This is a genomic window from Synechococcus sp. H60.3 (assembly GCF_047462295.1).
Lineage (GTDB): Bacteria > Cyanobacteriota > Cyanobacteriia > Thermostichales > Thermostichaceae > Thermostichus.
The window spans coordinates 1-11,390 of the sequence record NZ_JANSIY010000085.1 but is presented as its reverse complement, the minus strand read 5'-3'; the positions used below and the strand labels follow the sequence as shown (position 1 = coordinate 11,390).

Annotated in this window: 9 protein-coding genes and 1 pseudogene; 8 read left to right on the top strand and 2 right to left on the bottom strand. The window is 59.1% G+C overall.

The window, feature by feature from the left end; all coding sequences use genetic code 11:
• The first annotated feature begins 199 nt into the window (after window positions 1–199).
• From NW841_RS09460 to NW841_RS09450, 3 genes are all read left to right on the top strand, one after another.
• Entirely contained in the window at window positions 200–1,108 is a 909-nt protein-coding gene (locus tag NW841_RS09460; RefSeq protein ID WP_414386187.1) for a shikimate dehydrogenase, read from the top strand.
• Window positions 1,109–1,240: 132 nt separating this feature from the next.
• Window positions 1,241–2,920 carry a hypothetical protein gene (locus NW841_RS09455; RefSeq protein ID WP_414386186.1) on the top strand — a complete coding sequence of 560 codons (1,680 nt, stop codon included), beginning with the start codon at window positions 1,241–1,243 and terminating at the stop codon, window positions 2,918–2,920.
• A 38-nt stretch (window positions 2,921–2,958) separates the two neighbouring features.
• Window positions 2,959–3,324 carry a hypothetical protein gene (locus tag NW841_RS09450; protein ID WP_414333663.1) on the top strand — a complete coding sequence of 122 codons (366 nt, stop codon included), beginning with the start codon at window positions 2,959–2,961 and terminating at the stop codon, window positions 3,322–3,324.
• A 57-nt stretch (window positions 3,325–3,381) separates the two neighbouring features.
• On the opposite strand, the gene argS is transcribed toward NW841_RS09450, so the two are convergent.
• Window positions 3,382–5,178, bottom strand: coding sequence for an arginine--tRNA ligase (gene argS, locus NW841_RS09445; protein ID WP_414386185.1), 1,797 nt, complete (start codon window positions 5,176–5,178; stop codon window positions 3,382–3,384).
• A 310-nt stretch (window positions 5,179–5,488) separates the two neighbouring features.
• Here argS and NW841_RS09440 point away from each other — a divergent pair, with 310 nt between their 5' ends.
• From NW841_RS09440 to NW841_RS09430, 3 genes are all read left to right on the top strand, one after another.
• Window positions 5,489–6,571 carry an ABC transporter substrate-binding protein gene (locus NW841_RS09440; RefSeq protein WP_414368759.1) on the top strand — a complete coding sequence of 361 codons (1,083 nt, stop codon included), beginning with the start codon at window positions 5,489–5,491 and terminating at the stop codon, window positions 6,569–6,571.
• Window positions 6,572–6,998: 427 nt separating this feature from the next.
• Window positions 6,999–7,823 carry an electron transfer flavoprotein subunit beta/FixA family protein gene (locus tag NW841_RS09435; RefSeq protein WP_414386184.1) on the top strand — a complete coding sequence of 275 codons (825 nt, stop codon included), beginning with the start codon at window positions 6,999–7,001 and terminating at the stop codon, window positions 7,821–7,823.
• Window positions 7,824–7,994: 171 nt separating this feature from the next.
• Entirely contained in the window at window positions 7,995–9,113 is a 1,119-nt protein-coding gene (locus NW841_RS09430; protein WP_414386183.1) for an electron transfer flavoprotein subunit alpha/FixB family protein, read from the top strand.
• A 19-nt stretch (window positions 9,114–9,132) separates the two neighbouring features.
• Here NW841_RS09430 and NW841_RS09425 read toward each other — a convergent pair whose 3' ends face one another.
• Complete coding sequence (locus NW841_RS09425; protein ID WP_414386182.1) at window positions 9,133–9,417, bottom strand: YggT family protein; 285 nt, start codon at window positions 9,415–9,417, stop codon at window positions 9,133–9,135.
• A gap of 186 nt (window positions 9,418–9,603) precedes the next feature.
• Between NW841_RS09425 and NW841_RS09420 the strand changes: the two genes are divergently transcribed.
• Together NW841_RS09420 and NW841_RS09415 are read left to right on the top strand one after the other, a co-directional pair.
• Window positions 9,604–10,746, top strand: a complete 1,143-nt coding sequence (locus tag NW841_RS09420) for a response regulator (protein ID WP_414370818.1) — start codon at window positions 9,604–9,606, stop codon at window positions 10,744–10,746.
• Between the two features lie 252 nt (window positions 10,747–10,998).
• Window positions 10,999–11,390: pseudogene (locus NW841_RS09415) on the top strand (RNA-guided endonuclease TnpB family protein); the annotation flags it as partial.

Here is an 11,390-nt window from a genome sequence, read left to right as displayed (position 1 = left end):
CCAGCCAGATCAAGAAGAGCGCACCCGCCAAAGCTTTGACCGCGTCTACCAGATCCTGGGCGAGATGAGCAGTTTAATCGACCACATTTCGGAAGAATCCCTGGCCAGTTGGCGGCAGCGCTACCGGCAAACTTTAGATCGGGTGGAGTCGGAGTCTAACTAATTGGAGCTACAGGGCAGGGATCCCTTAGGAGCTGGGGTGGACAGGCGGATTTCGGGAAGTACGCAATTGCTGGGCCTGATCGGGGATCCGGTGGTCCACAGCCTATCCCCGGCGATGCACAACGCTGCCTTGGCGGCCATGGGAGAAGACTACTGCTACGTGCCCTTTCCGGTGGCGGCAGAGCGCCTGGCAGTGGCGGTGGCTGGGCTGGCGGCCATCGGGGTGCGGGGGTTTAACGTCACCATTCCCCACAAGCAGGCGATTCTGCCTTTGCTCAGCCAGGTGGAAGCGCGGGCGGCAAAGGTGGGAGCAGTAAACACGGTCTACGCCTTGCCGGAGGGAGGCTGGGGCGGCACCAACACCGATATCGACGGCTTTGTTCAGCCTTTGCTGGGCCTGGAAAAGGGGATCCCCACCCTAATCCTGGGCTGTGGCGGGGCGGCGCGGGCGGCCATCCAGGGCTGTTTGGAGTTGGAGTTGGGGCCAGTACGGGTGGCCGGGCGATCCCCTGAGAAGTTACAGGCTTTGCAACAGACCTGGCCGCAGGTGGAAACGCTGAGCTGGGCCGAGCTGGATCGCCACTTGCCCGAGACTTCCCTTGTGGTCAACACCACCCCCGTGGGCATGTACAAGCCGGGATCCCCTGCTGAGCTGTCTCCCCTCAGCCGGGAGCAACTGCGCCTTCTGCCCGCCGGCGCCGTTGTCTACGATCTCATCTATGTACCGGATCCCACGCCGCTGCTGCGTATGGCCGCAGCGTTAGGCCACACCCCCATCAGTGGCCTGGAGATGCTGATCCACCAGGGGGCCAAGGCCCTCTCCCTCTGGCTGGGGGGCAAGCCTGTGCCGGTGGAGGTGATGCGGCAGGCGGCCCGGCAGCAGTTGGCCCAGATTGAGGCGGATAGGGCAAGGGATCCCAAGCCCCAGCTCTCCTCTCAAAGTTGAGCGCAATTGGCTGGGGGCGGGAACAATTGCCTCGGGCCTGCCGATCTCTAGGGGGAGATAGAGCTAAAGCAATTCTCGATGGGGTTAAGGGTGTTGAGGTTGCCGAGGCGGCAGCGGAAATGGCTTGCAGGTGTGCTTGGCGCACTGATGTGGCTGGGATCCGGAATCGCCGCCCAGGCCCGATTCCCGAGGTTTGGCCATTCCCTTTTTCCTGACTCCGATCCCAGGTTTCAGGGCAGCGGGGAACAGACAGGATCCCTGTCTGCTCTTCAGCTCGATGCCTTCTGCCGGCAACCCCCTGAGGAAGTGGCGCGCAAGGCTCAACTGCGCCAGCGGGCCACCCAATCAGAGGCCGCTTGGGCCGAATACACCCAAGTTTTAGCCGAACATCGCGCTGCCTTGATTGCCTGCCGCAGCCGCCGTTGGCCGCAGATTCAGGCCATTTGGGTGCGCTTGCATCCCTGTGATGCCAATCCAGGCGTACTGGATCAGGTGTTTGACCAGGTGGTGAACCTGGGCTACAACCGCGTTTTTATCGAGACGTTTTACGATGGCCGCTCCATTCTGCCCGATGGGGCGGGCGGGATCTGGCCCAGCCTGCAGCCCAATGCCGATTTGTTGGATCTGGCTCTCAAGGCGGCGCGACGGCGGGGGTTATCGGCCTATGCCTGGGTGTTTTCCCTCAATTTCGGCTACAGCTACGGGCTTCTCCCAGATCGCCAGGCAGTCTTGGCCCGCAACGGCCGTGGCCTCACCACCGTCTTGGATCCAGCGACAGCCCTTGCAGAAGATTTGGGCAGCCCGGATGAGGTGTTTGTGGATCCCTTTCATCCTCTGGCGCGACGGGATTTTGCCGAGCTGATCCGCCGCATCCTGCAGCGGCAGCCGGATGGGATCCTCTTCGACTACATTCGCTATCCCCGCGGCTCTGGGGGATCCAGCCTGGCAGCCACCGTCCAGGATCTGTGGATCCATGGGGAGGCAGCCCGGCAAGCCTACCTGGATTTGGCAGAAAACCCGGCGGGCCGAGCCTTGCTGGAGCGTTACCTCAGCCAGGGCTATATTACTGTGGCAGATGTTCTCCATCTGGATGCCACCTATGCCGAAGAGCCCCGCTGGCGCCAGCCAGGGGATCCCAAGCCCAGCGCAAGCAGGGAGCGGCCGCTTTCTCCAGAACTAGGGGACGGGATGGCCCAAAGCAAAGCAGGCGAGAATTGGCATTCCACCCATGCCGATTTAGAAGGTGATTCAGGGAATAGGGATTTAGAGAATTTGGCGGCTCCCCGTCCAAAAGCAGCGCCGCCGGATCCCACCCCTACCCCTAGCGCCGCTCTCCGACAGGAGCGCTGGCAAGAGCAGCTCTGGCAGCTCAGCGTTGAGTTTGCCCGCTATGGGATCCTCGATTACCTGCGGCAAGCTGCCCAACCGGCCCAAAGCCTTGGGATCCCGACCGGGGCCGTCTTTTTCCCCGAGGGCAACCAGGCGGTGGGAGAAGGGTTCGACGCCCGTCTCCAGCCTTGGGATCGTTTTGATCCAAACATGGAGTGGCACCCGATGGCCTATGCCAAGTGCGAGGATGGCTCCTGTGTGGTGCAGCAGGTGGGGCAAATCCTGGCCGTGGCCTCTCCCCAAACCTTTGTCTGCCCGGCCATCGCCGGCCTATGGGGACAAGCGCAGCGAAAACGCCCCAGCTTGGAAATCCAGATGGGATCCCTGGCCCGCCGCTTTCCGCAGTTGCCTTGTGTGAGCCACTTTGCCCTCTCTTGGATCGAGCCGGAGCTGGAGCGCAGCCGTCGCACCTGTCAATTCTGATGCTCACCCCACACCCGCAAGTTGGGAATTCTGAAATTATGAACCCCGAACAATTCGATCTGATTAACCGCTTGTTTCAACTCACGTTTCAAATCGGGGATCGCTTGGGATGTGAGTCTTCTGACCCCGCTCAACTACTCCTGACCGACCGGCCCGGCCTAGAAGCAAGCCACCTATATTTCCCGTCCGATTACGTTTACGAGGATCTGGATCCCGAAGTGTGGGCCAATTATGTGGCTGAGGTGCCAGCTTTATCGCAGATGGCTGACCTTTTGCAATCCTATCCCCTCACCCGTGGCATTTATCGCCAAGACGAGGTTTCGTGGTGGATTTGCGCTTTTTGGATGGCCCAAGAGGGATTGGGAACCAACGTGCTCTTGCGCGCCCACAGAGTCGAAACTTAGGCAGTTGATCCCCAAGTTCCCTCTCGTCTTGGGATGGGGATCGGTTTTACTTAACATCTACATCGACTCTGGCGCGCTCAGGCCGAGAATGCCGGTGAGCACGTTAAATAAAACCTGTCGCGTGGCCTGCACCAATTGGATGCGGGCTTGGGCCAAAAGGGGATCCTCTTTTAAGAGGGGCAAAATGCGGCAGTTGTCGTAAAACTTGTTGAAATCGGCAGCAATCGCCTCGGCATAGCGAATGATCTTGTGAGGGGCGCGCTCTTCGGCAGCGGCAATCAGCTCATCGGGCAGGGCCAAGAGGCGCAGCAGCAGGGATCGCTCTTCAGGTTCTTTGTAGGGCAGTTTTTGCTGCTCCGTCAAAGCAACTGTGGCGGTTAGCTGCACCTGTTCCTCTTCCTGTAAACGCCGCAGCAGGGTACAGCAGCGGGCGTGGCTGTAGTGGACATAGACCACCGGGTTGTCGAAAGTTTGCTTGACGGCCAAATCCAAATCAAAGTTGATGGGGCTGTCCATGCTGCTGCTGAGCAAAAACCAGCGGGCTGCATCGACCCCCACGCCAATTTCGGGATCCTCAATAAGATCGTTTAAGGAGACAAAATTGCCGGTGCGCTTCGACATGCGCACTTCAGTCTTCTCGCCGGTTTCCGGGTCGGTTTTGAACAATTTGACAAATTGTCCAATCAGGATCTCCAGCTTGACCTCTGGGCTGAAGGCGCCCACCGCCGCCCTTAAACGACCGATATAGCCGTGGTGATCCGAGCCGAGGATGTTGATGAGTCGCTGATAGCCCCGCCGCACTTTGTCGCGGTGGTAGGCAATATCGGCGGCCAGGTAGGTAAAGGAGCCATCGGCCTTTTGCACCACCCGATCCTTGTCGTCGCCAAACTCTTGGGTTTTGAAATAGACGGCCTCTTCCGCCCCCGGCTTGGGATCCTCACCCCGCGGCGCCTTAGCCCTGTAGAGGAAGCCGCGCTCCTGCAGCTCCTGCAAAGCCTGTTGGATGGCGCTCAGGCCTGTCTGGGGATCGGGGGTGTGCAGGCGGCGTTCGCTAAACCAGTGATCGAACTCGGTGCGCAGTTGTTGCAGGGTCTGCTGTTGCCAGGCCAGCATTTCCTGGTAAGCAAAATCGGTGTACTCTTCCGGGGTGGTGGGCAGAGGGCGGATCCCGGCCTTGACCTGATCCAACAGCCGCCGGGCGATATCGACCAAATAGCTGCCGTGGTAGGCATCTTCCGGCAGAGCCACCTCTTCGCCTTGCAGTTGTCGCACCCGCACTTCTAGCGACTGGCCCAAGAGCCGCATCTGGTTGCCAGCATCGTTGATGTAGAACTCCCGCTCCACCTGGTGCCCCGTCCAGCGCAGCAGGTTGGCCAGGGTCGAGCCGACGGCAGCCCAGCGCCCATGTCCCACGTGCAGCGGCCCCGTTGGGTTAGCGGAAACATACTCCAGCAGGATGCGCTCGGGATGGGGGGCAGCGGTTTTGCCGAAATCTTCCCCCAACCGCAACAGCTCTTGCAATCGCTCGGCCAAAAAGGGATCCCCCAGCCGGAAGTTGAGGTACCCACCGCCTGCCACCTCGGTTTCTATGTCCGGCAGATCCAGGTGTTTTTGCAGGGTTTGGGCAATTTGGGCCGGCGCCATGCGGCAGAGCTTGGCCATCCCCAAGGGGGTAGGACAGGCGTAGTCGCCGTAGCGGGGATCGCTGGGGATCTGGATCACGGGATTAACCCCTGCCGCCTGCTCAGGTGTTAGGGATCCCAGTTGGCCTGCGGCTACCGCCCGTTGAAGACTCTCGGATACGGCGGCGGCGAGGAACCGAATCAGGGAGGTGGATAGGGGTTGAGTGGCCATAGCGGTTCGCGTTGGCAGACCTCGAGGGAAGTTCCAGGGATGTCAAGAAGCACTATCATATCGACAACCAACCGGCTTTGACAAAAGAACAGATCCTCCCCAGCTAGACACTGCCCTTACCTGCCTTGCGAAAACCAATCTGAGAAACCGGTGGAACAGAGTTCTCGATCGGGCTTTAAGGTATCCTAAAATACAAGAGCTTGGCCCCACCTTGCTAGGTTGGTTGCTAGCTGTTGTCAGCTCAGGTCAAGTTTTGCCGCCTTTCCCCCTGCGGATCCCTACTGAGCCAGGTGCTGCGGAGCATATGGATATGTCCATCTCGAAATCGTCGCGTCGCCAATTCCTGCAATCTGCTGCTGCGGCTGCCTCTCTGGTGGCCGTTGGCGGGCTAAAGGCCAAGGCCCAGAGCCGCGGGCCGCTTCTGGTTTCCCAGGGCCTGACGCCCCTGAAGTTCACCCTTTCTTGGTTGCCTTCCTCGATGGATACCCCCCTTGGAACTGCGATCTTGAAGGGCTACTTTGCTGAAGAGGGGCTAGAAGTAACCTACGAGCGCGGCTTTGGCTCTGCCGATTCCATCACTAAGATTGCTGCTGGCCAGTACGACCTGGGGGAAGGGGATCCCTACTCCATGATCGAGTTCAACGCCAAAAACCCGGATGTGCCCTTGGTGGCGATCTTTGTTCACTTCAACCGCTCTCCCTTCGGCATCTATACCCTGAAAGGCAGAGGCATTACAGAGCCGGCCCAACTGGCGGGCAAGAAGCTGGGGGCGCCCGCAGGAGATGCGCCGCGTCGGCTCTGGCCGGTGTTTGCCAAGCAAGTCGGCATCGATCCGGCTTCAGTAGAGTGGCTAACCATGGAGCCACAGTTACGCGAGCCCTTCCTGATCCAAGGCCGGGTGGACGCAATTAGCGGCTTTATGACCTCGGCCATGCCCAATTTGGTGCGGGGTGGCGTTAGCTTGAACGACATCACGCCTTTTCTCTACAACGACTATGGCCTTGAGCTGTACGGTAATGCCGTCATCACCCGTGTGCAACTGCTGCGCGAGAAGCCGGAGCAACTCAAAGCTTTCTTGAGGGCCTACGTCAAGGGCTGGCAAGACACCATCCGCGACCCCGACGGCAATATGTTGGCGTTTTTGGACAAAGCCAAAGCCGAAGGGCAGGTGCTGGACACGGCCATTGAGAAACTGCGTCTCACCCTAGCTATGCCGCGTCTGTTTGTTACCGAGGAGGTGCGGGAAATTGGCTTGGGGGACGTGGTGCCTGCCCGGATGGAAACCGCGATTGCTCAGGTGGTGGATGGCTTTGGCCTCTCTGCCAAACCGCCTCTGGAGAAAGTATTTGACAACAGCTTGCTTCCCCCCAAATCTGAGCGAATGATCGCCTGATCTGGAGAATCACACAACAACTTTGAAGCGCTGTCTGTTGACTTGCAGAGACAGTGAACGCTTCTTGCCGGCCAGACGGCTTTTCCCGATGGCAGGTGAGGAACCCAGCTCATTGGCTCAGTCATTTCAGCAAGATATTCTTCAAGCTTTTCACAGGAGGGATCCCAGACTTCTCTTGGGAGAGAGGTAGGTTTTAATCGCATTTGCGTTGCTGGGTTAGAGATGGCAAGCGACACGCAGCAGCAAGGGAATATCTCAAACTTTGTTTAAAGTTACTTAAACTTGAGCAACTGATGTGCTGAGAAAGGTGACTGAAGAGTGCTCATCAGAGTGCTCACCGTTTCCGATCCCGAAAAAAAGCTGAATAAGTTTCTGCTGCCTAGGGATCCCTCTTAGTCTGGAGGGGATCGCTAGGGAGCTGATATCCTTGGAAACTTTTGTCCTAATTAAGCAAGTTCCCGATCAAAATGCCAAAGCCGGCATCAACAGTGACGGCACGATCGACCGGGCCAAGGCCAAGCGGATGCTGAACCCCTTCGATCGCTATGCGCTGGAAGCGGCCCTGCAAACCAAACGGCAACATGGGGCGAGGGTGACAGCGATCACGATGGGGCCACCCCCGGCCATCGAGGTGCTCTACGAGGCCATTGCCCACGGCGTGGATCGGGGCATTTTGATGACCGACCGCCGCCTGGCCGCTTCGGATACCTTGGCCACTGCCTACACCCTGGCCCACACGGTTCGCTATGCGGGCCGGCCCGATGTCATCTTCTGCGGGCTGCAGACCACCGACGGCGACACAGCCCAGGTGGGGCCTCAGTTGGCCGAGCGGCTGGGGATCCCTCAGGTTACCTATTGCGAGGCCTTTGAGATCCGCAATGGGATCCTGGTGGCGCGGCGGGCCATCGAGGGGGGATCCCAAACGGTGGCGGTGCCGCTGCCGGCCTTGGTCACGGTGGCCAATTCAGCGCGACGTCTGGCCTATCCCACCCTACGCGGCGTGCAGCGGGTGCAGCGGTTGATGAGGGATGAGGCGGCACGGGCCGAGGCCATCCAGATCCTCAACCTGGACGATGTGGGGGCCGATCCAAAGCGCTGCGGCCTCCAGGGATCCCCGACCATCGTGGCCGCCACCGAAAAAGTGGGGGAAATCGGTGGCAACTGTCAGGTCTTTCAAGGGCAGCCCGTGCCGCAACTGGTGAAGGAATTGGCTCAGGCACTTGACTTGAGCCTCTACCTAGCTACCTCTTAGGCTTTACCCTCTTTTCCCTTCTGCTAACTCCACCCTTTCAACCCATTCCTTGACTTCTCAGTTGCAGCCCGCCCAAACCTGTTGGGTGAATTATCACTAAGTTGCGGAAATCTGTGTAGGAATTGACGAAACTTCCCAGCCTTTCTACTTCGATGAGGAGTCGTAAGCTCTATGGAGCACAAGCGGGTGTTGATCTTCGCCGAGCAGATCAAGGGTGAGTTGCAACCCATTGGCCTGGAGCTGTTGGGAGCGGGGCGACGGCTGGCCGATAAGCTGGGAGCGACCTTGAGTGCCCTCGTCCTCGGCCACAACATCGCTCACCTGCCCCCAATCCTCATCGGCCACGGGGCGGATCAGGTCTTCATCGCCGACCACCCCGAGTTGGCCGAATACCGCACCCTGCCCTACCGCCGCGTTATCCTGGACTTGCTCAAAAGCTGGTCCCAGCCACCCCACACCATCCTGCTGGGATCCACCACCACCGGTCGGGACTTAGCCCCCCGTCTGGCCGCCCACCTGGAAACCGGCCTGACCGCCGACTGCACCGAGCTTGACATCGGCCCCTTCGAGTACAGCAACAGCCGAGATCCCGACAAGTCTGGTTTCTTCCCCGAATGCCTGTACGCGATTCGGCCCAGCTTTGGTGAGTCCCTCAAAGCCCGTATCCTCGGCCCCTGGAAAAACCCGCAAATGGCCACCGTGCGCCCCGGCGTGATGCTGCCCTTGCCATGGGACGGATCCCGCCAAGGGGAAGTGATCCCGGTGCCGGTCAACTTGGAGCCGGAGGATCTCAAGCTGCACATTGTGGAAACGGTGCGCAACCTCTCCCAGGCGGTGGATCTGACGCGGGCCAAGGTGATCGTTTCCGGTGGCTACGGGCTGGGATCTCCAGAAGGCTTTGAGCTGATGAGAGCGCTGGCCGCCTGTTTCCCCAACAGCGCCGTCGGCTCCTCCCGCAAGGCTGTGGATGCCGGCTGGATCCCCTATGCCCACCAGGTGGGGCAAACCGGCAAGACCGTTCGCCCCCAGCTTTACATCGCCTGCGGCATTTCCGGCGCCATCCAACACCGCGTCGGCATGGACAAGTCCCAGACCATCATCGCCATCAACAAAGACAGCGCCGCCCCCATCTTCAAATTTGCCCACTACGGCATCGTTGGGGATCTCTACCAGGTGGTGCCCGAACTGATCCGGCAACTGCAGCAGATGCAGGAGGAAATCCAGGCGGGAGCTCCTGCACGGCTTGCGCAAACTCCCGCCGCGCGGATCCCTATCTTGCAGGGCCGCTAATAATCCTTAGGAAAGCACTCTAGTGCAGGGCCATCGTCAACAATCCCTGCTGTCCCAGCAACAGCTCCCGCAACAGGGTAACCAGACCCACCCACGCTACAGGCGCCATGTCCACCCCCCCCAGGGGCGGGATCAAGCGGCGTGTCGGGCGCAACAGAAACTCCGTCAGGCCAACCACCAGGGAATAGGGCAGTCGAGAAGTATCCAGTTGCGGATACCAAGACAGGAAAATGCGCAGCACAAACAGGACGGTGTAGATCGCCAGTAGCGGACCCAGCACCCAGGCAGTGAATTGCGGCAGCATACGTCTTGCAGGAACCAGGCTCTAGAGGATACGAGGATACTCGGAATGCAGGGACTCGGCTCTAAGCTTAACCCCAACTTTTTAAAACTTTAACTCCGTTTCCAAAATAGTCCTACAAGCAGGGCGGCAGCCACTAGAGACTAGCGTCATAATGGTCATATCTTGCTGACTGCAGGCAGGGATCCCATGCAGGGAAGATTACAAGAGATCGATATCCGCAGCATCCTTCAATTGATCGAGTTGGGCCAGCGCACCGGTGAGCTTTTCGTAGAGGCCAGGCCCTCTATCTACTGGTTCGTCTTTTTCCTGAATGGGCAAATCATCTATGCCTCTGAAGGCGAAGGGAGCATTGCCCGCCTCAGAGACTACCTGCGCCGCTTCAAGCTGGAAGCTGCCCTAGACGAAGTTGAGATCCCCCACAAAGCAGCGGCCAATGCCCCCGAGTACAACCGCCTCTGGTCTTTGCTGGAAAGCCACAAGCTCAACCCCAGCCAAGGCAAGCAAATCCTGCTGGGCATGGTGCGGGAAGTCCTCTTTGACCTGCTCAGCCTCCACCAGGGCTCCTTCATTTTCGAAGCCGGACCCCCCTTGGCCCCGCAATTGACCACCTTCCCCGTCACTCCCCTGCTTACTGAGATGGTCACCCAGGTGCAGGAGTGGAAAAAGCTGCATCCCTATATCCAAGCTCCTAACCAAGCCCCCACCATCCTCAACCCCCTGCCGCTCCAGCAAACCCTGCCCGCCCCCGTCTTCAAAGCCCTGAGCGAGTGGTCCGACGGCAAAACCAGCATTCGCCAGATGGGTCGCTACCTGGGCCGAGACACCCTGGCAGTGGCCAAAGCCATCTATCCCTATGTTCGCCAAGGGGCAATCCACCTCTCCGACCCTGTCCTGATCGCCGAGCCCCAGCGCACTCGTCCCCTCAAACCCAGCGACAAGCCCAGCCACATCCTTTGTATCGACGACTCCATGGCCATCCAAAAAACTGTGGAGTTCATCCTGCAAAACGAGGGCTACCAGGTCACCACCATCGGCAACCCCCTCAAAGCCCTGGGACAGGTGTTTCTCCTCAACCCCGACATGATCCTCTGCGATGTGGCCATGCCCAAATTGGATGGGTATGAGCTGTGCGCCATGTTGCGCAAATCCAGCCAGTTCCGCGAAACCCCCATGATCATGCTCACCGGCAAGGACGGCTTCACCGACCGGATCAAGGCCCGCATGGCCGGGGCCAACGAGTTTCTCAGCAAGCCATTTTCCGAGAGGGAATTGTTGACCGTTGTCGAGTCTTATTTAGGCCCACCTCCCAAGCGGGGCGGCGGCGAATAAGCGTGGGGCCAGCCGAAGTTCCTAAAAAATGTCGAGATTCGAGCCAAGCAGGCAGAGTATAGCAGAATACTGGACAGAAGAGGAACTTCACCAAACAATAGGGGGTAGTCCAGCTAGCCTAGGGCTACAGGGCTAAATGCGGCCAAAAGCGCCAAAAGATAGGATCCCCCTTCAGCTAGAAACCGCAGGAGCTCCCGCCCTGTACCCGTAGGGTCAAGGCCGGGAGGAATGCAGAGGACGTATAGTTGCAACATGACCCAAGTTTTAACTATTTCTTGCAAGCTCAAGGTATCTGCGCCGCAAGCCGCCAAGCTGGATGCGACTCTGGATGCGTTTGCACAAGCACTCCTCGCGCCAGCGGGCCGGAGGCCTCACTGGGTTAACCAAAACATGCCAGAGAAGATAGTCAACGCCATTAAGCTCCAATCTCTTTGCTACCGTGAGATTCGGGCGCGGTTTGGTCTCTCCAGCAATAAGGACTCCGTCCCGCTAGCGCGATTGGCACAACAGGTAGGCAGGAGGCTAGCCGCTGCACGTAAGAGTGCCCAACAGAAAAACCGTCCAGTTAAAGTGTTTAAGGGCGGCTTTGTCACGTATGACGCCCGCATCTTCTTTTTCCGTGAGAGGGACTGGACAGTATCGCT